The sequence below is a fragment of the Streptomyces sp. CB01881 genome, from assembly GCF_002953255.1.
In the GTDB taxonomy this organism is placed as follows: Bacteria; Actinomycetota; Actinomycetes; order Streptomycetales; family Streptomycetaceae; genus Kitasatospora.
This window is the reverse complement of sequence record NZ_CP026498.1, coordinates 7,703,620-7,729,639: the sequence shown is the minus strand read 5'-3', so window position 1 is coordinate 7,729,639 and position 26,020 is coordinate 7,703,620. Positions and strand designations below refer to the sequence as shown.

Sequence of the window (26,020 nt, the reverse complement as noted above, 5' to 3'; positions counted from 1 at the left end):
TCACCCGGCCGCCGGGGCGTGCTGCGCCAGGAAGGCCAGCACGTCCGGCAGCGCGCCGTCCCTGAGCAGGTCCGCACCGTGGTTGCCGCCCGGGTAGAGCTTCAGCGCCTTGCCCGGGGCCACCGCGGCGGCGTGCAGGTCCTTGGCGTCCTGGCTGAACGGCGTGTCGTCCTCCTCGGCCGCGAAGAGCTCCGGCACCCGGGAGGTCCGCACCGCCTTCGCGGCGTTGTCCCCGCTGTACTGCGCGGGGCCGCTGAGCGAGACCACGGCCGCGACCGGCAGCGGGCCGGGCACCGCGGCGGCCACCAGCGAGCCGGTGCCGCCCTTGGAGGCGCCGACCAGGACGACCTCGGTCACGCCCTTGTCCCCCAGCCATTTCACCGCGGCGGGCAGGTCGTCCGCCGGGCTGCCCGGGACGTCGGACGCCAGCACGGCGTACCCCGCCCGGGTGAACGCCGGCAGGTAGGGCACCCAGTCGCAGAGCGAGCCGTCCCGCTGGTGCGAGAACACCACCGCGACCTTGGCCGGCCCGCCGTCCGCCTGCTGGAAGTACGCCGGGCGGATGCCCGACGTGGCCGGCAGGTCGATGCTGCCGGCCCGGGCCTGCTCCTCGCTCAGGCACCCGTGGGTACGCGCCGGGGCCGCCGCCGAACTGGCCGCCCCCGGTGCCGGTTTGGCCGTTCCGTTGCCCGAACTGGCACAACCCGCCAGGGCGACCAGGCAGACCGCCGTTGCCGCCCTGGACAACTTCCCCGTTGTGAACATCACTTGATGCACGCTAGGAGCACCTGTGGAGACCGTCAATGTTCCCGACGGGATCCCCCGGCTAGGCTGGCCGCCGTTCGTTCACGGGGGGAGGAAACGCCGCAATGACCGACAGTCTGCTCAACGTGCTGCTGGGCCTGGTGGCCAGTGCGATCAGCGCCGGACTCGGCTGGCTCGGGCAGACGGTGCGCCGAAGACGGCGGCTGGAGCGCGTCCGCTCGTTCCTCGGCCTGCCGGCCGGGACCGAGTGCCTGCTGGTGGTGAACCGGCACGCCTCCTCGTCCAGCGGCAGGAGCGTCTCGCGCAACGACGTCTTCGCGCTGATGGAACTGGCCGCCCTGGTCAAGGAGTGCGGCGCCCTGGCCGACCTGGTCGCCCACGACGACGTCCGCCAGGGGCTCGGCCACAAGGCCGAGTTCTGCCTCGGCGGGCCGACCAGCAACGACCGGACGGCGGCGCACCTGACGTCCTGGCTGCCCGGGGTCGCCTTCACCGGCGACATGTCCGGCAGCGTCCCGGTACTGACCCTGACGGTGGGCGGCGAGGCGTACCGGTACGAGCACGAGTCGGCACCCTCGGGCGGGCAGGCGTTCGTGCTGCTGGCCCGGCTGCACCCGACGCCGGGCAGCCGGCCGGCCTTCCTGATCGCCGGGCAGACCGCCGTCTCCAACCACGCCGCCGTGCGTCACCTCGTCGCCCACCACCGTAAGCTCGCCCGGCGGTACGGCGCGGACGGCACGTTCGCCCTCGTCCTCAAGGTCGTCAACCCGGGGGCGTACGGCCCCGACGTGGTCGAGCTGGTCGCCGACGTGACCTCGCAGGCACTCGAACGGAGGCCCGAAGCGGCCCCCGCCCCGTGAGTGTGGCCAAGGCCACCGCGTCGCCGTACCTCCGGGTCACCGCCCGTACGGGCCGGCCCGCGGTGGCGGCACCCGCCGCCACCTGGGATTACCCCGGACGGCCCGCAGCGCGGTCCGCCGGACGCATCACCCTCCGTGTGGGATAGTTCACAACCTTGGGCTACTCGCCGGTACTACCGAGAAATCCATAGACTCGATCAGGTTCAAGAAGGGAGCCACAGTGCGCAAGGTGCTCATCGCCAACCGCGGAGAAATCGCCGTCCGCGTCGCCCGGGCCTGCTCGGATGCCGGCATCGCCAGCGTCGCCGTCTACGCCGAGCCGGACCGGGATGCGCTGCACGTCCGCGCGGCCGACGAGGCTTACGCGCTGGGCGGCGACACCCCCGGCACCAGCTACCTCGACATCGCGAAGGTCCTCAAGGCCGCCGCCGACTCCGGCGCCGACGCCGTCCACCCCGGCTACGGCTTCCTGTCGGAGAACGCCGACTTCGCCCAGGCCGTCATCGACGCCGGCCTGACCTGGATCGGCCCGCCCCCGCAGGCCATCCGCGACCTCGGTGACAAGGTCACCGCCCGCCACGTCGCCCAGCGCGCCGGCGCCCCGCTGGTCGCCGGCACCGCCGACCCGGTCTCCGGCGCGGACGAGGTCGTCGCCTTCGCCACCGAGCACGGCCTGCCGGTCGCCATCAAGGCGGCCTTCGGCGGCGGCGGCCGCGGCCTCAAGGTCGCCCGCACCCTGGAGGAGATCCCCGAGCTGTACGAGTCGGCGGTCCGCGAGGCGGTCGCCGCCTTCGGCCGCGGCGAGTGCTTCGTCGAGCAGTACCTCGACAAGCCGCGGCACGTGGAGACCCAGTGCCTGGCCGACCGGCACGGCAACGTGGTCGTCGTCTCCACCCGCGACTGCTCGCTCCAGCGCCGCCACCAGAAGCTGGTCGAGGAGGCCCCCGCGCCGTTCCTCACCGCCGAGCAGAACGCCGAGCTGTACCGGGCGTCCAAGGCCATCCTGCGCGAGGCCGGCTACGTCGGCGCCGGGACCTGCGAGTTCCTGGTCTCCCAGGACGGCCTGATCTCCTTCCTGGAGGTCAACACCCGCCTGCAGGTCGAGCACCCGGTCTCCGAGGAGGTCACCGGCATCGACCTGGTCCGCGAGATGTTCCGGATCGCCGACGGCGAGGAGCTCGGCTACGACGACCCGCCGGTGCGCGGCCACTCGATCGAGTTCCGCATCAACGGCGAGGACCCGGGCCGCGGCTTCCTGCCCGCCCCGGGCACCGTCACGCTGTTCGCCCCGCCGTCCGGCCCCGGTGTGCGCCTGGACGCCGGCGTCGAGACCGGCTCGGTCATCGGCCCGGCCTGGGACTCGCTGCTCGCCAAGCTGATCGTCACCGGCGCCACCCGCCGGCAGGCCCTGCAGCGCGCCGCCCGCGCGCTGTCGGAGTTCAAGGTGGAGGGCATGGCCACCGCCATCCCGTTCCACCAGGCGGTCGTCACCGACCCGGCGTTCGCGCCGGAGGTGCACGGCGGCGACGGGCCGTTCAAGGTCTTCACCCGCTGGATCGAGACCGAGTTCGACAACACCATCCCCGCGTTCGCGGGCGGCGCGGTCGAGGGCGAGGAGGCCGAGGGCCGCGAGACCGTCGTGGTCGAGGTCGGCGGCAAGCGGATCGAGGTCTCGCTCCCGTCCTCGCTCGGCGTCTCCGCCGCTCCGGCGGCGGGTGCGACCGGCGCGGCCAAGGCCAAGCGCCGGGTCGGTGCCAAGAAGGCCGGCTCCGCGGTCAGCGGTGACACCCTCGCCTCGCCGATGCAGGGCACCATCGTCAAGGTCGCCGTCGAGGAGGGCCAGGTCGTCGCCGAGGGCGAGCTGATCGTCGTCCTGGAGGCGATGAAGATGGAGCAGCCCCTCAACGCCCACAAGGCCGGCACCATCGTCGGCCTCAAGGCCGAGGTCGGCGCGAGCGTCTCCAGCGGCGCCGCGCTCTGCGAGATCAAGGACTGACGCAGTCCGTCCACCGGACCGGTCCGTACACCCACGTGGTGTGCGGACCGGTTCCGTTTCCGGCCCGGGGCCGCTGCGGCGGGCCGGCTACCGCACGCGCGGGATGGCGCCCAGCTCGGCGAGCCGGGCCGCCCCGCCGCCCGCGGGACCGCCGTGCGCGCCCGGGCGGCGCTGGCCGGGCAGCGGCGCGCCCCCGGGCGGCGGGGCGGCCCGGCGGACCATCGGGCCGGGCTGGGTCTGGTGGACCGGCCCGCTGCCGGTGCCGTGCACCGGGGCGTCCCCGGCGGGGGCGGCGCCGAGCGGCGCGAGGTCGATCTGCACGCCGCAGTCGGCGAGCGCGTCCAGCTCGCGCGCGGTGGCGTCGTCGGAGGTGGCGTGCTCGTCCGTGACCAGCCGGGTGATGGTCTCGGTCGGCACGGTCTGGAACATGGTGTCCGCGCCGAGCTTGGTGTGGTCGGCGAGGACGATGACCTCGGCGGCCGACTGCACCAGAGCCCGGTCCACGCTCGCGGAGAGCATGTTCGTGGTCGACAGGCCGCGTTCGGCCGTCAGCCCGCTGCCGGAGATGAACGCCTTGGAGACCCGCAGCCCGTGCAGCGACTGCTCGGCCCCGCTGCCCACCAGGGCGTAGTTGGAGCCCCGCAGGGTCCCGCCGGTCATCACCACCTCCACCCGGTTGGCGTGCGCCAGCGCCTGGGCGACCAGCAACGAGTTGGTGACCACCGTCAGCCCGGGCACCCGGGCCAGTCTGCGGGCCAGCTCCTGGGTGGTGGTACCGGCGCCGACCACCACGGCGTCACCCTCCTCCACCAGGCCCGCGGCGAGATCGGCGATGGCGCTCTTCTCGGCCGCGGAGAGGTGGGTCTTCTGCGGGTAGCCGGGTTCGCGGCTGAAGCCGCCGGGGAGCACCGCGCCGCCGTGCCGGCGGTCGAGGAGCCCTTCTGCCTCCAGCGCCCGTACGTCTCGGCGCACGGTCACTTCGGAGGTCTGGACGACGCGGGCCAGTTCGCGGAGCGACACGGCTCCGTTGGCGCGCACCATTTCGAGGATCAACTGGCGACGTTCTGCTGCAAACACAGAACCGACGGTAACCTGCGTGACCGTCTGCTTTCAGGCGTTTGCAGCTGGTAGCCGGAATTGCTCACGCACGAGCGGCGCGTGACCGTACAATACGCGCCGTCAGCAAACCGGAACTGCGCCCGCCGTCCGGGTGAAACCCCTGCATGCGCGAAGGGCGGCCGCCTGCCGGCAGCCGCCCTCAACTTCGCGTCGGGTGCTCAGTTTTCGCCCTCGGCCCGCTTCCTGATGTGGAGCTGGCGGGCGGCCTCGGCGGTCGAGCCGGAGACCGACGGGTAGACGGTGAAGGCGCTGGCCACCTGTTCGACCGTCAGATTGGCGTCCACCGCGAGCGAGATCGGGTGGATCAGTTCGCTGGCGCGCGGGGCGACCACCACACCGCCGACCACGATGCCGGTGCCCGGGCGGCAGAACAGCTTCACGAAGCCGTCCCGGATGCCCTGCATCTTGGCCCGCGGGTTGCCGCGCAGCGGAAGCTTGACCTCGACCGCGTCCATCTTGCCGCACTTCACGTCGGCGGCGGTGTAGCCGACGGTCGCGATCTCCGGGTCGGTGAAGACGTTGGAGGCCACGGTCTTCAGGTTCAGCGGCTGCACCGCGTCGCCGAGCGCGTGGTACATCGCGATCCGGCCCTGCATGGCCGCCACCGAGGCGAGCATGAAGACACCGGTGCAGTCGCCGGCCGCGTACACGCCGGGGGCGCTGGTGCGGGAGACCCGGTCGACCTGGATCTGGCCCCAGTCGTTGAGCTTGACCCCGGCCTCCTCCAGGCCCATGTCCGCGGTGTTGGGGATCGAGCCGACCGCCATCAGGCAGTGCGTGCCCTTGATCACCGTGCCGTCGGAGAGGGTCACCTCGACGTGGTCGCCCACGCGCTTGGCGCCCTCGGCGCGGGAGCGGCTCATCACGTTCATGCCGCGGCGGCGGAAGACCTCCTCCAGCACCTCGGCGGCGTCCGGGTCCTCGCCCGGCAGCACCCGGTCACGGCTGGAGACCAGGGTGACCTTGGAGCCGATCGCCTGGTAGGCGCCGGCGAACTCGGCGCCGGTGACGCCGGAGCCGACCACGATCAGCTCGCGCGGCAGCTCGTCCAGGTCGTACACCTGGGTCCAGGTCAGGATCCGCTCGCCGTCCGGCTGGGCGTCCGGCAGCTCGCGCGGGTGGGCGCCGGTGGCGATGAGCACCGCGTCGGCGCGCAGCGACTGGACGGTGCCGTCGGGCGCGTCCACCAGCACCTCGCGGGAGCCGTCCACGGCCTGCCCGCCGGCGCCGAGCCGGCCCCGGCCGCGCAGCACCGTCACGCCGGCGCGGGTCACCGACTGGGTGATGTCGTGCGACTGCGCGATGGCGAGGCGCTTCACCCGTCGGTTGACCTTGCCCAGGTCCACGCCGACCACCCTGGCCTGCTGCTCCAGCGGCGGGGTGTCGTCGGCGACGATGATGCCCAGCTCCTCGTACGAGCTGTCGAAGGTCGTCATCACCTCCGCGGTCGCGATCAGGGTCTTCGACGGCACGCAGTCCGTGAGCACCGCCGATCCGCCCAGACCGTCGCGGTCGACGACGGTCACCTCCGCGCCGAGCTGAGCGGCGACGAGCGCCGCCTCGTAGCCGCCGGGTCCGCCACCGATGATCACGATCCGAGTCACGCTCACCATTGTCCCGTACGCCGGGAGCACTGCCACGCCGGGGTCGGGGCTTCTGTGCAATCGCCCCGTGAACGTAGGCTTCCCCCCATGCCCCTTTACGCCGCGTATGCCACCAACCTCGATGCCCGGCAGATGACTCGCCGCGCGCCGCACTCCCCCCTGCGTGGCAGCGGGTGGCTGGACGGCTGGCGACTCACCTTCGGCGGCGAACAGCTCGGCTGGGAGGGCTCGCTGGCGACGGTGGTCGAGGACGAGAAGGACCAGGTCTTCGTCTCGCTGTACGACGTCGCGCCGATGGACGAGGAGGGCCTCGACCGCTGGGAGGGCGTCCAGCTCGGCATCTACCGCAAGATCAAGCTGCGCGCGCACACCCTGGACGGCGACATCCCGGTCTGGACGTACGTGCTCAACGACTACGAGGGCGGCCTGCCCGCCGCCCGTTACCTCGGGCTGGTCGCGGACGCCGCGGAGAGCGCCGGCGCACCGCACGACTACGTCCTGGACCTGCGCCGCCGCCCCTGCTGAGGCGCGTCAGGGCGTAGCCGGGCCACGCCAGGAGACGGCGGTGGCGGCCAGGGCCGCCGCCACCGCGGCCCGCCGGGCCGGCTCGGTGCGCAGCGCGTTGGCCAGCTCGACGTGCAGCCACGGCACCGCGAGGCCCGCCGCGAACCGGCCCTCGACGTTGGTGGTGCCCTCCAGCTGCCCGCACTTCTCCTGCCACGCCCGGCAGACCGCGAACCCGGCCCGCCCGAGCCCGGCCGCGGTCAGCTCGGCGGCCGGGCCGGCCTGGCCCGCGCCACTGGAGACCACCGTGTCCTGCCCGGGCAGGCTGCCCTCGTCGAAGCCGTGCACCTGGATGCCGGGCAGCCCGCGCGCGGTGAGCGCCTCGATCACGGCGGCGAACACCGTGTCGCTGCGGTGGGCCGGATCGGACGAGCCGTCCGCGCCCGCCCTGCGGTGCGCCCCGGCGAGCACCAGCACCCCGCCGGGCGCGGCCCGGAAGAGGTCCACCCCGAGCATTTCGGTGCGGCTGTCGGAGACGGGGTGCGGCACCTGCACCGACCAGTAGTCCTTCGCCGAGAGGTCGAGGTAGACCCGGCCCCAGCCGCGCCGGTCCGCCGGGCCGTCCTCGGCGATCTCGGCCACCCGGCGCCCGCTGCCCGCCTCGGTGAACTCGCTCAGCCGGTAGCCCACCGGCGCGAGCGCCTGCCCGGCCTGCTCGGGCCGCCCGTCGAGCGCCGCCACCACGCCGTCCGCGACGGCCCGGCGCTGCACCGCGTCCGGGACCGTGTACGGGGTGCCCGCGGCGAAGCCGGCGGTGTACGCGTCCACCCGGGCCGCCAGGTCCACCGCCAGCGGGCCGGTCGGGCCCGCCGGGCCGGCCGTGGCCGCCGCTCCCGGCCGCCCGGCGGAGCCGCGGGCCGCGACCGTCAGCCCGACGGCCAGCGCCGCCAGCACCAGCAGCACCGCCATCGGCAGCACGACCGCGCGGCGGGAACCCGCTCTCTTCCCGGGCAGAGTCTCCATGGGCCGAGAACTTACCCTGCGTGCCTCTTTTTCCATGATCCACACAGAGAGTGCCCAAAGGTTCTCCGTTTCGATACCCAAACGTGACAGCATTTCGTGAACCACTTCGTACGCTTTTCAGGTTTTGACCAAGGCTTGACCACAGGTCGCGGCGGGGCTCCGGGGGGCGGCGGGCACGCCGCAGCCCCCGAACCGATGACGAGGCCCCCCGTGAGCACGGCAAGCAACCCGCCGCGGCAGCACCGCTACCGCCGACGGGCCGACATGCCACTGCTCGGGGGCATCCGCCCGCCGATCGCCCTGCTGCTGATCCTGCTGCTGGCCGTCGCCGCGATCACCGCGCTCGCCGTCGGGGGCCTGCGGGTGGACGACACCCCGCAGGCCGTCCGCGAGTCCCACCAGTTCGCCGCCGAGGACACCGCCGGCTCGCTCCGCGCCGGGCTCCACGAGAGCGCCACCGACCTGCGCCGCGCCGCCGCCCGCTACGACGGCGCCCCCGCCGAGCCCTCGGCCGTGCTGACCGCGCTCGGCCAGGCGTACCAGAAGTGGCGCGGCACGGTGATCGTCCGGCCCGACACCGGCCGGCTGCTCGCCGCCCGCGGCGAGACCGTCCCGCTGGCCGGCCTCGACCTCGGCAAGGTCACCGACACCGCACCCGCGCCGCTGCTGGTGCCCTCCACCGCCGGCACCCGGCTGCTCACCTTCGCCCTGGTGACCACCAAGGCGGACGGCCGGGCCCTGCTGGTCGCCTCCGACAACCTGCGGCTGCCCGGCATCGCCACCCGCAAGGAACAGACCATCCAGGTCCTCGACGCCACCGGCGCCGTCCTGGACTCCACCGGCGCCGCGCTCGCCGAGCCCGACAAGCGGCTGGTCACCACCGCCCGGGAGCGCGCCGCCCGGCAGCGCCCCGCGCCCGGCGAGACCGCCTCCGGCAGCCTGGCCGGCAGCCCCGACGACAAGGGCGTGCGCCGGGTGGCCGGCTACGCGGTCGTCGCCACCCCCGGCGGGCACGACCCGGCCACCCCGCTCGGCCTCACCGTCGTCTCCACCAGCACGGTCGACGGCAAGCCCGGCAGCCTGCGCCACCCCGCCCTCGGCCTGGCCGCCGCCGGCGCGCTGCTGGTGGTCGCCCTGCTGCTGGCCCTCTTCCTGATCCGCACCCTCCAACGCCCCCTGCTCCGGCTCTTCCTGGACGCCCGCCGGCTCACCCGCGGCGAGCTGGACCAGCCGGTCCGCGGGCCCAGGCGCGGCGAGGCCGGCCGGATCAACCGCGCCCTGGAGGAGCTGCGGCTCCAGCTGCTCGACCCGGCCCGCCCGCCGGCCGAGGCCCCGGCGGCGAAGCGCCGCCCCGGGATCGCGCTGCCGCTCGCCCTGTGCGCCGTCGTCATCCTCGGCTGGTCCGGCCCGCTGCTCCTGCTCGGCGGTTCCGACACCGAGGTCCGCGTCCCCACCCAGGTGGTGGCCGGCCAGCGGGACCGCACCGACACCGCCGCCGACCGGGTCCGCCAGGCGCTCAACGAGGGCTACGCCGACCTGCGCTCGCTCGCCCCCGCGCTCGCCGGCGCCTCCGTCGGCCAGGCCACGACCCTGCTCCGGGCCACCCTCGCCGAGCACGACCGCTACCGCTCGCTCTACGTCCTCGGCGCCGGCGGCGAGCTGCTCGCCCAGGCCGGCGAGGCCCCGCACCGCACCGGGCCGGAGGCGGTCGGCCCGGGCGGCGTCCTGCTGCTCAACACCTCCGGCAAGGAGCCGCGGATCGCCGCCCGCGCGGCGCTCACCGCCGCCCCCGCCGAGCCGGAGGGGGACGACGCCCAGGCGGCCAAGGGCCCGGTGGTGGTCGGCGAGTTCAAGACCGACTTCCTGAGCACCCTGCTCACCCGCCCGGGCCTCGGCCGGGTCTGGCTGATCGACGACCGGCAACGCGTCCTCGCCGCCAACGAGGGCTACAGCTCGTTCGGCGACCTCCCCGAGGGCCGGGCCAGGGCCGTCCTGGACGACGCCAAGAAGGGCCCCACCGCCGATGTCGTGCGGACCGGCGGCGACCCCTCCCTGGTCTCCGCCGCCCAGCTCGGCGGCAACGGCACCGTCGCCAAGCTCGGCTGGTCCGTGGTCACCGCCCACCCGGTGGCCTGGCTCCACCTCGACCAGAACCGGGCCGACCGGCGCGCCGTGCTGGCCGGCATGCTCGGCCTGGCCGCCGCCACGCTCTGCCTCGGCTGGCTCTTCATCGCCGTCGGCCTGCCGCTGCGCCGCCTCGCCGCGAGCGCCGAGGCGCTGGCCGCCGGGGACCGCCGCACCGTGCTCTACCCCGTCCACCACGACGAGGTCGGCGCCGTCGCCCGCAGCCTGGAGCTGATCCGGCAGGACCTCGGGTCCGCCGCCAAGGCCCCGCCCGGCCGCCGCACGCCCACCGCCCCCACGCCCACCGCCCCCACGCCCACCACCGCCGCGTCCACCACCGCCGCGTCCACCACCGCCCGCTGAGAGGACCTCCACGTGCTCTTCCTCTACCTCGTGCTGCTGGTGTGCTGCGCCGTCCTGCTGGTGGCGGGCATCGTCGAGCAGCGCCGGCACTTCGCGGCGCTGGAGCAGATCCCCACCCGGGTGCTGGTCAACGGCATCCGCGGCAAGAGCTCGATCACCCGGCTCTGCGCGGGCGCGCTGCGCGGCGGCGACCTGGTCACCGTCGCCAAGACCACCGGTACCGCGGCCCGGTTCATCCACCCCGACGCGACGGAGGAGCCGGTCTACCGCAAGTTCGGCATCGCCAACGTGGTGGAGCAGATCGGCATCGTCCGCCGCGCCGCCACCTACCGCCCGGACGCCCTGGTGATCGAGTGCATGGCGGTGATGCCGGCGCTCCAGGAGGTCAACCAGACCAAGCTGATCCGCTCCACCATCGGCGTGCTCTGCAACGTCCGTGAGGACCACCTCGCCGAGATGGGCCCGACCCTGGACGACGTCGCCCGCTCCCTCTCCCGCTCGATGCCGCTCGGCGGCGTCTGCGTCACCGCCGAGCAGGAGCGCGCGCACATCCTGCGCGAGGAGGCGGCCCGGCGGAACTGCGAGCTGATCGTGGTCGACCCGGAGTCGGTGACCGACGAGGAGCTGCGCGGCTTCAGCTGGTTCACCTTCAAGGAGAACGTGGCCATCGCCCTCGCCGTCGCCGAGCTCCTCGGCGTGGAGCGGCAGACGGCGCTCCAGGGCATGTGGCAGGCGCCGCCGGACCCGGGCGTCCTCTCGGTCGAGCGCTACCGCACCGAGGACGGCAAGCGGCTGCGGTTCGCCAACGTGTTCGCGGCCAACGACCCCGAGTCCACCCTGATGAACGTCCGCCAGCTGGAGGACCTCGGCGCGATCAACCGCCCGCTGAACGTGGTGATCAACTGCCGCCCGGACCGCGTCGAGCGCAACGGCCAGATGGGCCAGATCGTGCCGGACCTCGACCCGGACACCGTCTTCCTGATCGGCCACCCCACCAAGAGCGCCCGGGACGGCATCCCGGCGGGCTGGTCCGGGCAGGTGGTCGACCTCGGCGGCGACAAGCGCGACCCGGCGGCGCTCACCGCGGAACTGCTGGCCGGCCTCGGGCCGGACTCCTCGCTGGTCGCGATCGGCAACATCCACGGCCAGGGCGAGCTGTTCCTGGACGAGCTCGCCCGGCTGGCCCCCGACGACGAGCCGGACGCGGAGCCGTACGGGGATCCGTACGAAGAGCCGTACGAGGCTCCGCACGGCGATCCGTACGGGGCGCACGCAGAGCCGTTCGGGGAGCCGTACGAGGAGCCGGACGCGGTGACCGCGTACCGGCCGGACACGGGCCACCGGCCGTACGACGAGCCCGGGCCCGCGTACTACCCGGAACCCGCGTACGCCCGGCCCGCCCACCCCGGGCCCGCGTACGACGGGCCCGCCGCCGCCCAGCCCGTGTACGTCCCCGAGCCGCTGCCCGACTCCTGGTTCGACGCGGCCCCCGCCCGCCCGCAGCGCCCCTTCCCGTACGGAGACCAGCAGTGATCCCCACCGAGCTCACCCCCGAGATCGCCGCCATCGGCATCGCGCTCGGCCTGGTCTTCTCCCTCGTCTGCTACCTGACCACCAACCTCTCCCCCGGTGGCATGATCACCCCCGGCTGGCTGGCCCTCACGCTGGTCGAGGACCTCCAGCGGGTGGCCATCGTGATCGGCGTGACGGTGCTGACCTACCTCGCCACCCGGGTCGTCCAGAAGCTGGTGATCCTCTACGGAAAGCGGCTGTTCGCCGCCGTGGTGCTGACCGGCGTGCTGCTCCAGGCCACCGTGATGCTGGTCCTCCAGCGCGAGCTGCCCACCCTGTACGCCAACCAGACGCTCGGCTTCATCGTCCCCGGCCTGATCGCCTACCAGCTGGTCCGCCAGCCGCGGGCCGCCACCCTGATGGCCACCAGCACGGTGACGCTCGCCAACTACGTCGTCCTCACCGCCGGCGTGCTGCTCGGCGCCCTCCCCGGCACGTAGGACCGACCGGTGGGCCGCCCCTGGTTCCCACCGGACCGGCCCCGACCCGCCCCCTCCAGGAAGCGCCCATGCCAGTCACCCGGAAGTCCCTGATCAGCGGCGGTCTCGCCGTCACCCTGCTGGCCGCCAGCGGGTACCTCACCGTCCAGTTGCGGGACCGCGACGGGCAGCCCGCCGCGGCCGGCGGCACCGCGCCGCTGATCGCCGCCACCGTCACGCCGAGCCCGGCCGCCGCCCAGGGCACCGCCGCGGCCGGCGCCGGCTACCGGTACGAGCGGCTGGCCGGGCCGGACCGCACGGTGGTCCGGGACGCCCGCGGCGGCGTGGTCGCCACCCTGACCGACGGCGCCCGCACCGTCGTCCTGGCCGGACCGAGCCGCACCTTCGCCGAGCCGGGCACCACCTCGGCCACCCTGGTCAGCGACAGCTGGGTCCGGCTGATGCCGCAGGCCTGGAAGGCCGGCGCGGAGAACGACGGCTGGTTCCGCACCTGGTTCCAGCAGTCCCTGGGCTCCACCGCGGACGACGTGCTGGCGATCGCCACCCAGTACCTGACGGGCGCGCCGGAGGGCAAGGACGCCAAGGGCGTGCGGATCAAGGGCGACGCCTCGTTCGGCCCGCTCAACCCGAACGGCTCGGCCGGCAACGACCTGCGGCTGGAGCAGACCGACTTCCTCGACTACCTCGGCACCGCGTACACCTTCGCCGACAAGGTCACCAAGCAGCCCGACAAGACCCGCTACGGCGCCTTCGACTGCTCCGGCTTCGTCCGGATGGTCTACGGCTACCGCGCCGGTTACCCGCTGCTCAGCAAGGACGTCGCCGGCAACGGCCTCCAGCGCACCGCCAACGGCCTGGCCCGGCTCGCGCCCGGTGTGCCGGTGCTGCCGCTGACCACCGCGCCCGGCTCGGACACCACCCTGCGGCCCGCCTCGATCGACCCGCTGCAACCCGGCGACCTGGTCTTCTTCGAGATCGACGCGCGCACCGGGGCCCGGCTCGACCACACCGGCATCTACCTCGGCCTGGACACCGACGGCCACCCCCGCTACGTCTCCAGCCGCGAGGAGGCCAACGGCCCGACCTTCGGCGACAAGGGCGGCACCGCGCGGCTGGACGACAACGGCATGTACGCCAAGGGGCTGCGGAGCGCCAAGCGGCTGTAGGTTGCTCCCGTGCGGACGGGTGGAAAGGGGCCCGCGAGCTGTACTTTCACGCCATCCGGGTAACGATCCGGCACGTCGCACCAGGATTTTCTACGCGCGTAGCCATTTCCCGTCTATCCTCGACGTGTGAACGCATCTCCTCAGTCGGTCGTCTCCGCCGACCCCTACGCCGCCGCCCAGGCCGCCGCCGCGCGCCTGCGCGAGCTGACCGGTGCCGAGCGCCACGACGTCGCCCTGGTGATGGGCTCCGGCTGGGTGCCGGCCGCCGACGCCCTGGGCGAGACCGTGGCAGAGTTCCCGGTCACCGACCTCCCGGGCTTCCCCGCCCCCGCCGTGGCCGGCCACGCCGGCACGATCCGCTCGGTGAAGATCGGCGACAAGCGCGCCCTGATCTTCCTCGGCCGCAACCACTACTACGAGGGCCACGGCGTGGCCACCGTGGTCCACGGCGTGCGCACCGCCGCCGCCGCGGGCTGCGGCATCATCGTGCTGACCAACGGCTGCGGCGGTCTGCGCGAGGGCTGGGTCCCCGGCCAGCCGGTCCTGATCAGCGACCACATCAACCTGACCGCGGACTCCCCGATCGTCGGCGCCAACTTCGTCGACCTGACGGACCTCTACTCCAAGCGCCTGCGCGACCTCTGCCGCGAGGTGGACTCCACCCTCGACGAGGCCGTCTACGTGCAGTTCCGCGGCCCGCACTACGAGACCCCGGCCGAGGTCAACATGGCCCGGGTGATCGGCGGCGAGCTGGTCGGCATGTCCACCACGCTGGAGGCCATCGCCGCCCGCGAGGCCGGCGCCGAGGTGCTCGGCATCTCCCTGGTCACCAACCTCGCGGCCGGCATGACCGGCGAGCCGCTCAACCACGCCGAGGTCCTGGAGGCCGGCAAGGCCTCCGCCGAGCGCATGGGCTCGCTGCTGGCGAAGGTCCTTGAGCGGATCTGACCCGGATCTGGTTCACAATCGTGAGCGACGGGGTCCGCGGACGGCTGTGATCAGCGGATCACAGCCGCCTGCGGGCCCCGTCCGCATGCGCACACCCACCCACTTGCGGAACTTCCCAACGGAGCTGGCCTTGACGCAGGCACCCACCACCGATCTCCTCACCCGGGCCCGGGCCTGGCTGGCCGAGGACCCCGACCCGCAGACCCGCGAGGAGCTGACCTCGCTGCTGGCCGTGGCCGAGGGCCCGGAGGCCGAGGAGGACAGCACGCTCGCCTGGTCCCAGCTGGCCGAGCGGTTCTCCGGCCGGCTCCAGTTCGGCACCGCCGGCCTGCGCGGCGAGCTGGGCGCGGGCCCGATGCGGATGAACCGCGCCGTGGTGATCCGGGCCGCCGCCGGCCTGGTCGCCTACGTGAAGAAGGAACAGCTCGGCGACCTCGTCGTGATCGGCTACGACGCCCGCCACAAGTCGTACGACTTCGCCCGCGACACCGCCGCCGTGGTGGTCGGCGCGGGCCTGCGCGCCGCGCTGCTGCCGCACGCCCTGCCCACCCCGGTGCTCGCCTTCGCCGTCCGCCACCTCGGCGCGGCCGCCGGCGTCACCGTCACCGCCAGCCACAACCCGCCGCAGGACAACGGCTACAAGGTCTACCTGGGCGACGGCTCGCAGATCGTCCCGCCGGCCGACGCCGGGATCGCCGCCGAGATCGACGCGATCGGCTCGCTCGCCGAGGTCCCGCTCGCCGAGGACGGCTGGGACGTGGTCGGCGACGACGTCGTCGAGGCGTACCTGGCCCGTGCCGTCTCGATCGTGGACCCGCACAGCCCGCGCGACCTCGACGTCGTCTACACCCCGATGCACGGCGTCGGCCGCGACACCCTGGTCGCCGCCTTCCGCCGGGCCGGCTTCCCCGCGCCCACCGTGGTCGCCGAGCAGGCCGAGCCCGACCCGGACTTCCCGACCGTGGCCTTCCCCAACCCGGAGGAGCCGGGGGCGATGGACCTCGCCTTCCGCACCGCCGCCTCGGTCGGCCCGGACATCGTCATCGCCAACGACCCGGACGCCGACCGCTGCGCGGTGGCCGTCCCCGCCAACGGCAACGCCGCCGGCGGCCCCGGCCAGGGCAGCGGCTGGCGGATGCTCCGCGGCGACGACGTCGGCGCGCTGCTCGGCGCGGCGCTGGTCGCCAAGAAGGCCGCCGGCACCTTCGCCACCACCATCGTCTCCTCCACGCTGCTCGGCCGGATCGCCGAGGCGGCCGGCCTCGGGTACGCCGAGACGCTCACCGGCTTCAAGTGGATCGCCCGCGCCGACGGCCTGCGCTACGGCTACGAGGAGGCGCTCGGCTACTGCGTCGACCCGCAGGGCGTGCGCGACAAGGACGGCATCACCGCCGCCCTGCTGGTCGCCGAACTGGCCGCCACGCTGAAGCAGTCCGGCCGCACCCTGGCCGACCTGCTGGACGACCTGGCGCTGGAGCACGGCCTGCACGCCACCGACCAGCTCTCCGTCCGCGTGCAGGACCTCTCGCTGATCGCCGACGCGATGCGGCGCCTGCGCGAGCAGCCGCCGGCCGGGCTGGCCGGCCTGAAGGTCACCCAGGCGGACGACCTGACCGCCGGCTCCGCCGACCTGCCGCCGACCGACGGCCTGCGCTACTACCTGGCCGGCGAGGCCGTCCGCTCGGCCCGGATCGTCGTCCGGCCGTCCGGCACCGAGCCCAAGCTGAAGTGCTACCTGGAGGTCGTCCTCCCGGTGGCCTCCGCCGCCGACCTGGCCGGCGCCCGCGAGCGCGCCGCCGCGCTGCTCGACGGGATCAAGCGCGACCTGGCCGCGGCCGCCGGGATCGACGTCTGACGCACCCCGCGCACGACGAAAGGGCCCGCCGACCGGCGGGCCCTTTCGTCGTCGTGGATCCTAGGCCGCGATCGCGGTGATCAGCGCGACCAGGCCGGCCAGCGTCGGCGCGATGATCCACCAGCACCAGCGGACGGTCAGCGGCCCGGCCGCGTCGGGGCTCGACGCGTTCCGCTCGGCCATCTCCTGGAGCACCGCGACCACCTGGTCGGACCAGGCCCTGGTCGAGTCCGGCGAGCCGAGGACCTCCGGGGTGGGCTGGCGCCCCACGACCATCCCCAGCCGGGAGGTGTGCTCGACGCCGCCGCGCTGCTGGGCCCGGTTGGCCCGCTTGCGCTGGCGCAGCGAGACCGGCACCGCCCACACCTGGAACTTCCGGCCGTCCGCCAGCAGCTCCACCGAGTACCCGGCCCGCAGCGCGTCCACCGACGCCCACGGTGCCGTGATCGTCCGCAGCGGGTTGCGCACCACCAGCCGCCGGTCGTTGGCCAGCACGGCCGGCCGCAGCGTGTAGGCGATCACCGGGAAGGCGAACACCGGTACCGCCGCCAGTGCCACGTACGGCGTCTTCCCCGTCCCGTTGAGCGCCGCGTCCCCGATCAGCCACCCGGCCACGGCCAACAACAGCACACCGGAGATCACACCGGGAATGGAGCGGTACACGCGGTCGGCGTACACGGGCTCCCCGTCGGAGCCGGCCGAGCCCTGGTGGGGCTTGCCGTCGGATTCGGTCATGCCGACGATTCTGCCGTATGGCTCCCGCGATCTACAGGGGTGACCAGCGGGGCACACGGGGTTCGGAGATCTCGGTCCGGCATCGAAAAGGTCCGGGCCTAGCGCAATGTTACGCGCGTAGATATGCTGGTCTGGTGACTATGTCCACTCTTGCAGCCAATGCCCCCGGCGTTGCGGGCAGCGGTCTCCAGGACGTTGCGGCGTCCGAGGCCTCGCTCCGCCGCTTCCTGCACGGCCTGCCCGGCGTCGACCAGGTCGGCCTGGAGGCGCGTGCCGCCACTCTCGGTACCCGCTCGATCAAGACCACGGCGAAGGCCTACGCCATCGACCTGGCCATCTCGATGATCGACCTGACCACGCTCGAAGGCGCGGACACGGTCGGCAAGGTGCGCGCGCTCTGCGCGAAGGGCCGGACCCCCGACCCCGCCGACCCGGCCACCCCCCGGGTCGCCGCGATCTGTGTCTACCCGGACATGGTCGCCACCGCGAAGGCCGCGCTGCAGGGCACCGACGTCCAGGTCGCCTCCGTCGCCACCGCCTTCCCCGCCGGGCGCGCCGCGCTCCCGGTGAAGCTGGCCGACACCGCCGACGCGGTCGCGGCCGGCGCCGACGAGATCGACATGGTGATCGACCGGGGTGCCTTCCTCTCCGGCCGGTACATGGACGTCTTCAACGAGATCGTCGCCGTCAAGGAGGCGTGCAGGCGCCCGGACGGCACCTCCGCCCACCTCAAGGTGATCTTCGAGACCGGCGAGCTGCAGACGTACGACAACGTGCGCCGCGTCTCGTGGCTGGCGATGCTGGCCGGTGCCGACTTCATCAAGACCTCGACCGGCAAGGTCGCCGTCAACGCGACCCCGCCGGTCACCCTGCTGATGCTGGAGGCGGTCCGCGACTTCAAGGCGCAGACCGGCGTCCAGGTCGGCGTCAAGCCCGCCGGCGGCATCAAGACCACCAAGGACGCCATGAAGTACCTGGTGATGGTCAACGAGACGCTCGGCGACGACTGGCTGACCCCGCACTGGTTCCGCTTCGGCGCCTCCAGCCTGCTCAACGACCTGCTGATGCAGCGTCAGAAACTGACCACCGGACGGTACTCCGGCCCCGACTACGTGACGGTGGACTGATCACCATGGCCAAGAAGAACACCATCGAGGAGCCCGTGGCCCCCAAGCGCGGCGGCCTCTTCGAGTACGCCCCGGCCCCCGAGTCGCCCGCCGCCGCGGGTGACATCGCCACCTCCTACGGCCACTTCATCGGCGGCGAGTTCGTCGACTCCTCCGGCAGCGAGGCCCTGAAGACGGTCAACCCGGCCACCGAGCAGGTGCTCGCCGAGTTCGCCCAGGGCACCGACGAGGACGTGGACCGCGCCGTCGCCGCCGCCCGCAAGGCCTTCGCCGGCTGGTCGGCGCTGCCCGGCAGCGAGCGCGCCAAGTACCTGTTCCGGATCGCCCGGATCATCCAGGAGCGCAGCCGCGAGCTGGCCGTCCTGGAGTCGATCGACAACGGCAAGCCGATCCGCGAGACCCGCGACGTCGACCTGCCGCTGGTCGCCGCGCACTTCTTCTACTACGCGGGCTGGGCGGACAAGCTGGACTACGCCGGCTTCGGCGCCGCCCCGAAGCCGCTGGGCGTGGCCGGCCAGGTCATCCCGTGGAACTTCCCGCTGCTGATGCTGGCGTGGAAGATCGCCCCGGCGCTGGCCACCGGCAACACGGTCGTGCTCAAGCCGGCCGAGACCACCCCGCTGACCGCGCTGCGCTTCGCCGACATCTGCCGCCAGGCCGGTCTGCCGAAGGGCGTCGTCAACATCGTCACCGGTGACGGCCGCACCGGCGCCGCGCTCACCGCGCACCCGGACGTCAACAAGGTCGCCTTCACCGGCTCCACGCCGGTCGGCCGGGCGATCGCCAAGCAGCTGGCGGGCACCCGCAAGAAGCTGTCGCTGGAGCTGGGCGGCAAGGCCGCCAACATCGTCTTCGACGACGCGGCGATCGACCAGGCGGTCGAGGGTATCGTCAACGGCATCTTCTTCAACCAGGGCCACGTCTGCTGCGCGGGCTCGCGCCTGCTGGTCCAGGAGTCGGTCCAGGACGAGCTGCTGGACGCGCTGAAGCGCCGGATGGCCACCCTGCGGGTCGGCGACCCGCTGGACAAGAACACCGACATCGGTGCCATCAACTCGGCCGAGCAGCTGGCCCGGATCACCGCGCTGACCGACGCCGGCGAGGCCGAGGGCGCCGAGCGCTGGTCGCCCGCCTGCGAGCTTCCGGGCACCGGCTTCTGGTTCAAGCCGACCGTCTTCACCGGCGTCAGCCAGGCCCACCGGATCGCCCAGGAGGAGATCTTCGGCCCGGTCCTGTCGGTGCTGTCCTTCCGCACCCCCGAAGAGGCGGTCGCGAAGGCCAACAACACCCCGTACGGCCTCTCCGCCGGCGTCTGGACGGAGAAGGGCTCGCGCATCCTCTGGATGGCCAGCAAGCTCAAGGCCGGCGTGGTCTGGGCCAACACCTTCAACAAGTTCGACCCGACCTCGCCGTTCGGCGGTTACAAGGAGTCGGGCTACGGCCGCGAGGGTGGCCGCCACGGTCTGGAGGCCTACCTCGATGTCTGATGTCGTGAGCCGTCTTGATGTCCTCAAGACCTACAAGCTGTACGTCGGCGGGAAGTTCCCGCGCTCCGAGAGTGGGCGGGTGTACGAGGTGACCGACTCCAAGGGCGAGTGGCTCGCCAACGCCCCGCTCGGCACCCGCAAGGACACCCGCGACGCGGTCGTGGCCGCCCGTGCGGCGGTCAAGGGCTGGGCCGGCACCACCGCGTACAACCGCGGCCAGGTGCTGTACCGGGTCGCCGAGATGCTCCAGGGCCGGCGCGAGCAGTTCGCCGCCGAGGTGGCGCTCTCCGAGGGCGTCGGCCCGAAGAAGGCCGCCGCCCTGGTGGACGCGGCGATCGACCGCTGGGTCTGGTACGCGGGCTGGACCGACAAGGTCGCCCAGATCGCGGGCGGCGCCAACCCGGTCGCCGGGCCGTACTTCAACCTCTCCACCCCGGAGCCGACCGGTGTGGTCGGGATCGTCGCCCCGCAGGCCGGCTACGGGCACTCGCTGCTCGGCCTGGTCTCGGTGATCGCCCCGGCCATCGCCACCGGCAACACCGTGGTGGTCGCGGCCGCGGCCGACGCCCCGCTGCCGGCCCTGTCGCTGGGCGAGGTGCTGGCCACCTCGGACGTCCCGGGCGGCGTCGTCAACATCATCTCGGGCCGGACCGCCGACATCGCGCCCACCCTGGCCTCGCACCAGGACGTCAACGCGGTGGACCTCACCGGGGCGATCGCGGCCGACGGTCCCGGCGCGGCGGGCGCGCTTGAGGCCGCCGCCGCGGATACCCTGAAGAGGGTGGTCCGTCCGGAGCTGGACCCGTTCGCCCAGGACTGGACCAATGCTCCCGGTACCGACCGGCTACTCTCGTTCCTGGAGACGAAGACGGTCTGGCACCCGATGGGGATCTGACCTCCCCGTCGGCCACCGGTAACAACTCCACAAGCTGGCCGTCCCCAGTGCCCTCTCCCCCCCAGGGCCCGGACGGTCATTGGACGGACCCGCGCCTCTCCCCCCCCTGGCGCGGGTCCGTCGACTTTCGTCTCCGGACGGTTCCGCCTTTCGGCGCTCCCGGCGCCGGTGCGGGCCGGACAGAATCGTCCGTACCGGAAACGACCGAGGGGGGACGCCGTGGGAGAGATCGCCGGCGAGCTGATGACACTGTTCGCGGACGGGTTCCTGCGCAGGCTGCACGTGGCCCGCACCCGCCGCCGGCTGGCCGCGGGCCGGCCCGTCCGGGTGCCCTGCTCGGCCCGGTCCGACCGGCCCGGCTGGCAGCGCGCGTACGTCAACGGCCGACTGCACATCACCCCCGGGGCCGCCGTCGTCGGCTTCGGCTCCCGTGTCGTCGGCCACAACGAGCTGGCCGCCGGCGGCAGCTTCCACGAGCCCGAGCCGGACACCTGGTACAGCCAGGACTGGGCCGCCACCACGTACCGGCCGCCCGGCGGCGGCCTGCCGGTCCACCTCCAGGTCGACAGCCGGTACCTACCGCTCGTCCAGGCCGCGCTCACCGACCCCGGGCCGTTCGGAAAGGCTGATCCGACCGGTTTCGGCATCCGGCCCGGATGCGTCAGACTGGTGTCTCGTGAGTGACTCCCCGCTGAACCCTGTGCCGATAGCCCGCGCCCGGGTGGTCCTGCTGTCCGGGCCCTCCGGATCGGGGAAGTCCTCGCTGGCCGAGCGCAGCGGCCTGCCGGTGCTCCAGCTCGACGACTTCTACAAGGACGGGGACGACCCCACCCTGCCGCTGCTGCCCGACGGCGCGGTCGACTGGGACTCCCCGCTCGCCTGGCACCGCGACCAGGCCGTCGCCGCGATCCGCAGCCTGTACGAGACCGGCCGTGCCGACGTCCCGGTGTACTCGATCCCGGACAACGGCCGCGTCTCCACCCGGGTGCTGGACCTGGCCGGCGCCCCCGCGTTCATCGCCGAGGGCATCTTCGCCGCCGAGATCACCTCCGACTGCGCCGCCGAGGGCGTCCTGGGCGACGCGCTCTGCCTGCGCAACGGCGCGCTGACCACCGCCTGGCGCCGGCTGCGCCGGGACGTCCGCGAGGGCCGCAAGTCGCTGCCGGTGCTGCTGCGCCGCGGCTGGCGGCTGATGCGGGCCGAGCGCTCGATCGTCGGCCGCCAGATGGGCCTGGGCGCCCACCCGTGCACCGGTGCCGAGGCGGACCGCCGGATCCGCGCGGCGGCCTCGCGCGAGCTGTCGGCGGTCTGAACCGCCGGGACGCACGGACGAACGAACGACGGGCCCGGTGCGTCTCCCCCGCACCGGGCCCGTCGCCTTCCCGGACGGCCGTCGGACTCCCCCGGCGGCGCCGCTCCCCCGAGCCGGCGCCACCAGTCCCGTGACCGTCCTCACCCGTCCCCCGACGGGAGTCCTCATGTGTCGTCCGCAGCTACGGCCTCAGGCCGTTACGCGACCAGCTCGCCGAACGCGCGGACGGTGTCGCCCGACTTGTTCAGGTGCTCGTCGTCGCGCAGCCGGCGCAGCGCGCGCCAGATGCTGCTCTTGACCGTGCCGACGCTGATGCCGAGCACGTCGGCGATCTCCGGGTCGGTCTTGCCCTCGTAGTACCGCAGGACCAGCATGGTCCGCTGGTTCTCGGGCAGCTTGGCCAGCGCCTGCCAGAGCACGGCGCGCAGCTCGGTGCCGCCCATCGCGTCGGTGTCGCCGGCCGTCTCCGGCAGCTCCTCGGTCGGGTACTCGCTGACCTTGCGGCGCCGCCAGGCGGAGATGTGCAGGTTGGTCATGGTGCGGCGGAGGTAGCCCCCCACCGCGGCCTTGTCGGTGATCCGGCCCCAGGCCCGGTAGGTGCTGAAGAGCGCGCTCTGCAGCAGGTCCTCGGCCTCGTAGCGGTCACCGGTGAGGTGGTACGCCGTGGCGTACAGGGAGGCGCGGCGCTCGCGCACGTACGCGGTGAACTCCTTGGTGTGGTCCTCCGCGACGGCCGGGTGCTCCCCCTGCGCGCCTCCCTGTCCCGCTTCGGTGGTGCGGGCTGCTGCGGGGTTCAGCCGCAGCAGCGTCGCACCGGCGGCCTCGCGGCCGGCCGACTCCCCCGAGTCGGCCTTCCGCAGGCCGGTCCCCCCGATCCCCCTGGTTCCCCCGTTACCCCCCAGGGCGTCCTTGCCCTCGACGCGGACGGGGAGGATCCCCCGCAGCGTGAGGGTGTTGGCGGAGTCGGCCGCACTCCCCATCCGGCCGATCCCGTGCAGCTCCCCCTGCCTGCCGCCGCCGCTCACCCGGCGCGCGGCAGTGTTTCCACCGGTGCCGTGTGCGCACCCCCGTACGGTGACGGCACCGGAGGTCTCATCGGTCCTGACCTCGTACCGGGTCCGGTGGGTGGTCGCTGAGGAACGCACGGTGCGGTCAGCCGGGTTGGTCCGGGCCTGAAGCATGGCGTTCATCGTGCGCCCCCTTGATCGGTACGAGCGGTTCCTGTTGCCGCCTTCCAGCCGGCCTGTTGGCCCGCTGTCCTGCGGCGACATGGAAAATCCTGCCCGCCGGTTGTGATGGCGCTGTCCGCCGACTGTCACAGGGGTGTCACAGGGGCGGGCCTTTCGTCCCGCACCCCCACCTGCCGTCTCGGACGCCGGTAGCGCACATTCCGGTTCCCGCACGGCCGGGGACCGACGGGACGGTCCGGGCCGGGGGGTGATTCGGCGCCCCGGGTGGGCCAGAATGAGGCCGTGCCTTTCCTCCTTCTGATCGAGGACGACGACGCCATCCGGACCGGCCTCGAACTCGCCCTCACCCGCCAGGGCCACAAAGTGGCCACCGCCGCCTCCGGCGAGGACGGTCTGAGGCTCTTCAAGGAGCAGCGGCCGGACCTGATCGTGCTGGACGTCATGCTGCCCGGAATCGACGGCTTCGAGGTCTGCCGCCGCATCCGCCGCACCGACCAGCTGCCGATCATCCTGCTCACCGCCCGGTCCGACGACATCGACGTGGTGGTCGGCCTGGAGTCGGGTGCGGACGACTACGTGGTCAAGCCGGTGCAGCCGCGCGTCCTGGACGCCCGGATCCGGGCCGTGCTGCGCCGCGGCGAGCGGGAGAGCTCGGACTCCTCGGCGTACGGCAGCGTGGTGATCGACCGCGCGGCGATGACCGTCACCAAGGACGGAGAGGACCTCCAGCTCACCCCGACCGAGCTGCGGCTGCTGCTGGAGCTCAGCCGCCGGCCCGGTCAGGCGCTCTCCCGGCAGCAGCTGCTGCGGCTGGTCTGGGAGCACGACTACCTCGGCGACTCCCGGCTGGTGGACGCGTGCGTGCAGCGGCTGCGGGCCAAGGTCGAGGACGTCCCCTCGGCGCCGACGCTGATCCGCACCGTGCGCGGGGTCGGCTACCGGCTGGACCCCCCGGCGTGACCGCCCCGGCCCGCCGGGTGCTCCCGCTCCCCTCGATATCCCTCTGATCCACCGGTTCTCCGGTACGCGACGACAGGCTCCCGTGACTGACCATCAGACGACGACCCGCCGGTTCTCCTCGGGCCCGTGGCGACGGCTGCGCTCCCTCCGGGTGCGGCTGATCGCGGTGTTCGCCGCGGTCGCGCTGCTCACCGCCGTCTCGGCCTCCGGCATCGCCTACTGGCTGAACCGGGACGCGGTGCTCAAGCGCGCCCAGGACACCGCGCTCAACGACTTCCGGGTCTCGCTCAGCCGCAACGTCTCCGAGCTGCCGCTGAACGCCACCTGCGCCGAACTGGCCCAGCTCGCCTCCACCGTCGCCAGCTCCGGGCTCAGCTACGAGGTGGTGATCACCGACGCCGCCCACCCGGACTGCACCGCCTCCTCGGACCCGTCGCGCTACACGCTCGCCAACGTCCCGGCCAAGCTCCAGGACATCGTCGCCAAGCAGCGCGACGTCACCGAGAGCAACCCGTACGCGTACCACCTGTACTGGCAGCGGCAGAACCTGGAGGGCCGCCCGTACGTCATTGGCGGCACCAAGGTGGTGCCGACCGGCCCGACCGCGTACATGTTCAAGTCGCTGGAGAACGAGCGGGCCGACCTCAACACGCTCGGCTGGTCGCTGGCCATCGCCACCCTGCTGGCGCTGATCGGCTCGGCACTGCTCGCCCAGGCCGCCTCGGCGACGGTGCTGCGCCCGGTCAAGCGCCTCGGCGACGCCGCCCGGCGGCTCGGCGAGGGCCACCTGGACACCCGCCTGGAGGTCGACGGATCGGACGAACTCGCCGACCTGGCAAGGACGTTCAATCGCACTGCGGAGTCGCTGCACGAGCAGGTCGAGGAGCTCAGCGCACGCGAGGCACAGAGCCGGCGGTTCGTCGCCGACATGTCGCACGAGCTGCGCACGCCGCTCACCGCGATGACCGCCGTCACGGACATCCTGGAGGACGAGGCCGAGTCGCTGGACCCGATGATCGAACCGGCGGTGCGGCTCGTGGTCAGTGAGACCCGGCGCCTCTCCGACCTGGTGGAGAACCTGATGGAGGTGACCCGCTTCGACGCAGGCACCGCCAAGCTGGTCGCCGACGAGGTGGACATCGCCGACCTGATCATGTCCTGCATCGACGGCCGGGCCTGGTACGACGCCGTCGAGCTGGACGCCCCGCGCGGCGTCCGGGCCGTCGTCGACCCGCGCCGGCTGGACGTCGTCTTCGCCAACCTCATCGGCAACGCGCTCAAGCACGGCGGCTCGCCGGTGCGGGTGAAGGTCCGTGAGAGCGAGGACGCCATCACGGTGGAGGTCTCGGACAGCGGTCCCGGCATCCCCGAGGACGTGCTGCCGCACGTCTTCGACCGGTTCTACAAGGCGGACAAGGGGCGGGCCCGCTCGGAGGGCAGCGGGCTGGGGCTGTCGATCGCGATGGCCAACGCGCAGATCCACGGGGGGACGATCACGGCCGCCAACGGGGAGGTGGGGGCGGTGTTCACGCTGACGCTGCCGTTGACCCCGCCGCCTCCGCCGGCCGCCGCTTCCGAGGAGAGTGCGCAGTGAGCGCCCGTTCGTTCCGTCTGTCCGCCTCCTGCGCCACCGGCGCGGTGCTGCTGCTCGCACTCGCCACCGGCTGCGGGATCCGACCGACCCCCGTCCCGGTGGACGCGGGCGCGCCGGCCAGCCGGACCGCCTGCCCGACGGCGCCGCAGATACCCACCGCGCTGGCCACCCCCTCGCCCGCCGGGCCGACGGCCCCCGCCGCCCACACCTCGCCGAAGCCGGGCGCGAAGCCCTCGCCGTCGCCGGTCGTCGTCTCGCCCAGCGCCCCGACGGACAACCCGTTCAGCGCGCTGCCGACACCGTCCGCAGCGGCGTCCGCGACCTGCCGGTGACCGGTGCGGCCGGCCTCGCGGGCGTGCGCCGGAATGTTCACGCCTCGCG

General features: G+C 73.5%; 23 protein-coding genes. 17 read left to right on the top strand and 6 right to left on the bottom strand.

Going from position 1 to position 26,020, the window contains the following annotated elements; translation table 11 throughout:
- Positions 1-747 carry a hypothetical protein gene (locus C2142_RS23790; protein ID WP_148644513.1) on the bottom strand — a complete coding sequence of 249 codons (747 nt, stop codon included), beginning with the start codon at positions 745-747 and terminating at the stop codon, positions 1-3.
- A gap of 122 nt (positions 748-869) precedes the next feature.
- Here C2142_RS23790 and C2142_RS23785 point away from each other — a divergent pair, with 122 nt between their 5' ends.
- Together C2142_RS23785 and C2142_RS23780 are read left to right on the top strand one after the other, a co-directional pair.
- The gene (locus C2142_RS23785; protein WP_148644512.1) at positions 870-1,625 is read left to right on the top strand and encodes a hypothetical protein; all 756 of its coding nucleotides are present in this window, start codon (positions 870-872) and stop codon (positions 1,623-1,625) included.
- A gap of 220 nt (positions 1,626-1,845) precedes the next feature.
- Entirely contained in the window at positions 1,846-3,621 is a 1,776-nt protein-coding gene (locus C2142_RS23780; RefSeq protein ID WP_148644511.1) for a biotin carboxylase N-terminal domain-containing protein, read from the top strand.
- Positions 3,622-3,708: 87 nt separating this feature from the next.
- Here C2142_RS23780 and C2142_RS23775 read toward each other — a convergent pair whose 3' ends face one another.
- Together C2142_RS23775 and C2142_RS23770 are read right to left on the bottom strand one after the other, a co-directional pair.
- A complete protein-coding gene (locus tag C2142_RS23775) occupies positions 3,709-4,698 on the bottom strand; it encodes a DeoR/GlpR family DNA-binding transcription regulator (RefSeq protein ID WP_148644510.1) in 990 nt (329 codons plus the stop codon).
- Positions 4,699-4,898: 200 nt separating this feature from the next.
- Complete coding sequence (locus C2142_RS23770; RefSeq protein WP_148644509.1) at positions 4,899-6,353, bottom strand: NAD(P)H-quinone dehydrogenase; 1,455 nt, start codon at positions 6,351-6,353, stop codon at positions 4,899-4,901.
- A 78-nt stretch (positions 6,354-6,431) separates the two neighbouring features.
- Between C2142_RS23770 and C2142_RS23765 the strand changes: the two genes are divergently transcribed.
- Positions 6,432-6,869: a gamma-glutamylcyclotransferase gene (locus tag C2142_RS23765; RefSeq protein WP_148644508.1), complete on the top strand. Its 438-nt coding sequence runs from the start codon at positions 6,432-6,434 to the stop codon at positions 6,867-6,869.
- Between the two features lie 6 nt (positions 6,870-6,875).
- On the opposite strand, the gene C2142_RS23760 is transcribed toward C2142_RS23765, so the two are convergent.
- Complete coding sequence (locus C2142_RS23760) at positions 6,876-7,871, bottom strand: hypothetical protein (protein WP_148644507.1); 996 nt, start codon at positions 7,869-7,871, stop codon at positions 6,876-6,878.
- A 210-nt stretch (positions 7,872-8,081) separates the two neighbouring features.
- On the opposite strand from C2142_RS23760, the gene C2142_RS23755 reads away from it, so the two are divergent.
- From C2142_RS23755 to C2142_RS23730, 6 genes are all read left to right on the top strand, one after another.
- Positions 8,082-10,358, top strand: a complete 2,277-nt coding sequence (locus tag C2142_RS23755) for a HAMP domain-containing protein (protein ID WP_148644506.1) — start codon at positions 8,082-8,084, stop codon at positions 10,356-10,358.
- Positions 10,359-10,370: 12 nt separating this feature from the next.
- Positions 10,371-11,891: a poly-gamma-glutamate synthase PgsB gene (pgsB, locus tag C2142_RS23750; protein ID WP_148644505.1), complete on the top strand. Its 1,521-nt coding sequence runs from the start codon at positions 10,371-10,373 to the stop codon at positions 11,889-11,891.
- Positions 11,888-12,370, top strand: a complete 483-nt coding sequence (locus tag C2142_RS23745; RefSeq protein ID WP_148644504.1) for a poly-gamma-glutamate biosynthesis protein PgsC/CapC — start codon at positions 11,888-11,890, stop codon at positions 12,368-12,370. Before pgsB ends, C2142_RS23745 begins: the two co-directional genes overlap by 4 nt.
- 68 nt (positions 12,371-12,438) lie before the next feature.
- Positions 12,439-13,536 carry an NlpC/P60 family protein gene (locus C2142_RS23740; protein WP_148644503.1) on the top strand — a complete coding sequence of 366 codons (1,098 nt, stop codon included), beginning with the start codon at positions 12,439-12,441 and terminating at the stop codon, positions 13,534-13,536.
- Between the two features lie 126 nt (positions 13,537-13,662).
- Positions 13,663-14,484 carry a purine-nucleoside phosphorylase gene (locus C2142_RS23735; RefSeq protein ID WP_148644502.1) on the top strand — a complete coding sequence of 274 codons (822 nt, stop codon included), beginning with the start codon at positions 13,663-13,665 and terminating at the stop codon, positions 14,482-14,484.
- Between the two features lie 130 nt (positions 14,485-14,614).
- Positions 14,615-16,339 (top strand): phospho-sugar mutase, encoded by a 1,725-nt coding sequence (locus C2142_RS23730; RefSeq protein ID WP_241002743.1) that lies wholly within the window; start codon positions 14,615-14,617, stop codon positions 16,337-16,339.
- 60 nt (positions 16,340-16,399) lie between these two features.
- Here the strand turns inward: C2142_RS23730 and C2142_RS23725 are convergent, their stop codons facing one another.
- Positions 16,400-17,074, bottom strand: coding sequence for a PH domain-containing protein (locus C2142_RS23725; protein WP_148644500.1), 675 nt, complete (start codon positions 17,072-17,074; stop codon positions 16,400-16,402).
- Positions 17,075-17,214: 140 nt separating this feature from the next.
- Here C2142_RS23725 and deoC point away from each other — a divergent pair, with 140 nt between their 5' ends.
- The 5 genes from deoC (at position 17,215) to C2142_RS23700 (ending at position 21,895) form a co-directional block, all read left to right on the top strand.
- Positions 17,215-18,201 carry a deoxyribose-phosphate aldolase gene (gene deoC, locus C2142_RS23720; RefSeq protein ID WP_148644499.1) on the top strand — a complete coding sequence of 329 codons (987 nt, stop codon included), beginning with the start codon at positions 17,215-17,217 and terminating at the stop codon, positions 18,199-18,201.
- Positions 18,202-18,206: 5 nt separating this feature from the next.
- Positions 18,207-19,688 (top strand): aldehyde dehydrogenase family protein, encoded by a 1,482-nt coding sequence (locus tag C2142_RS23715; RefSeq protein WP_148644498.1) that lies wholly within the window; start codon positions 18,207-18,209, stop codon positions 19,686-19,688.
- Positions 19,681-20,583, top strand: a complete 903-nt coding sequence (locus C2142_RS23710; protein WP_148644497.1) for an aldehyde dehydrogenase family protein — start codon at positions 19,681-19,683, stop codon at positions 20,581-20,583. Before C2142_RS23715 ends, C2142_RS23710 begins: the two co-directional genes overlap by 8 nt.
- A 219-nt stretch (positions 20,584-20,802) precedes the next feature.
- Positions 20,803-21,267, top strand: coding sequence for a hypothetical protein (locus C2142_RS23705; protein WP_148644496.1), 465 nt, complete (start codon positions 20,803-20,805; stop codon positions 21,265-21,267).
- The gene (locus C2142_RS23700; protein WP_148644495.1) at positions 21,260-21,895 is read left to right on the top strand and encodes an ATP-binding protein; all 636 of its coding nucleotides are present in this window, start codon (positions 21,260-21,262) and stop codon (positions 21,893-21,895) included. The genes C2142_RS23705 and C2142_RS23700 overlap by 8 nt, the downstream gene beginning before the upstream one ends.
- Before the next feature lie 197 nt (positions 21,896-22,092).
- Here C2142_RS23700 and C2142_RS23695 read toward each other — a convergent pair whose 3' ends face one another.
- Positions 22,093-22,875 carry a SigE family RNA polymerase sigma factor gene (locus C2142_RS23695; RefSeq protein ID WP_148644979.1) on the bottom strand — a complete coding sequence of 261 codons (783 nt, stop codon included), beginning with the start codon at positions 22,873-22,875 and terminating at the stop codon, positions 22,093-22,095.
- A 492-nt stretch (positions 22,876-23,367) separates the two neighbouring features.
- On the opposite strand from C2142_RS23695, the gene C2142_RS23690 reads away from it, so the two are divergent.
- The 3 genes from C2142_RS23690 to C2142_RS23680 all read left to right on the top strand — a co-directional run bounded on the left by C2142_RS23690 (position 23,368) and on the right by C2142_RS23680 (position 25,971).
- Positions 23,368-24,045, top strand: a complete 678-nt coding sequence (locus tag C2142_RS23690) for a response regulator transcription factor (RefSeq protein ID WP_148644494.1) — start codon at positions 23,368-23,370, stop codon at positions 24,043-24,045.
- A gap of 82 nt (positions 24,046-24,127) precedes the next feature.
- Positions 24,128-25,639, top strand: coding sequence for a HAMP domain-containing sensor histidine kinase (locus C2142_RS23685; RefSeq protein ID WP_148644493.1), 1,512 nt, complete (start codon positions 24,128-24,130; stop codon positions 25,637-25,639).
- Entirely contained in the window at positions 25,636-25,971 is a 336-nt protein-coding gene (locus tag C2142_RS23680; RefSeq protein WP_148644492.1) for a hypothetical protein, read from the top strand. Before C2142_RS23685 ends, C2142_RS23680 begins: the two co-directional genes overlap by 4 nt.
- The last annotated feature ends 49 nt before the right edge of the window (positions 25,972-26,020 follow it).

Coding starts and splice junctions, on each gene's coding strand:
- C2142_RS23785 (WP_148644512.1), top strand. CDS start 870: ATGACCGACAGTCTGCTCAACGTGCTGCTGGGCCTGGTGGCCAGTGCG.
- C2142_RS23770 (WP_148644509.1), bottom strand. CDS start 6,353: ATGGTGAGCGTGACTCGGATCGTGATCATCGGTGGCGGACCCGGCGGC.
- C2142_RS23765 (WP_148644508.1), top strand. CDS start 6,432: ATGCCCCTTTACGCCGCGTATGCCACCAACCTCGATGCCCGGCAGATG.
- C2142_RS23760 (WP_148644507.1), bottom strand. CDS start 7,871: ATGGAGACTCTGCCCGGGAAGAGAGCGGGTTCCCGCCGCGCGGTCGTG.
- C2142_RS23740 (WP_148644503.1), top strand. CDS start 12,439: ATGCCAGTCACCCGGAAGTCCCTGATCAGCGGCGGTCTCGCCGTCACC.
- C2142_RS23725 (WP_148644500.1), bottom strand. CDS start 17,074: ATGACCGAATCCGACGGCAAGCCCCACCAGGGCTCGGCCGGCTCCGAC.
- deoC (WP_148644499.1), top strand. CDS start 17,215: ATGTCCACTCTTGCAGCCAATGCCCCCGGCGTTGCGGGCAGCGGTCTC.
- C2142_RS23715 (WP_148644498.1), top strand. CDS start 18,207: ATGGCCAAGAAGAACACCATCGAGGAGCCCGTGGCCCCCAAGCGCGGC.
- C2142_RS23710 (WP_148644497.1), top strand. CDS start 19,681: ATGTCTGATGTCGTGAGCCGTCTTGATGTCCTCAAGACCTACAAGCTG.
- C2142_RS23695 (WP_148644979.1), bottom strand. CDS start 22,875: ATGGGGAGTGCGGCCGACTCCGCCAACACCCTCACGCTGCGGGGGATC.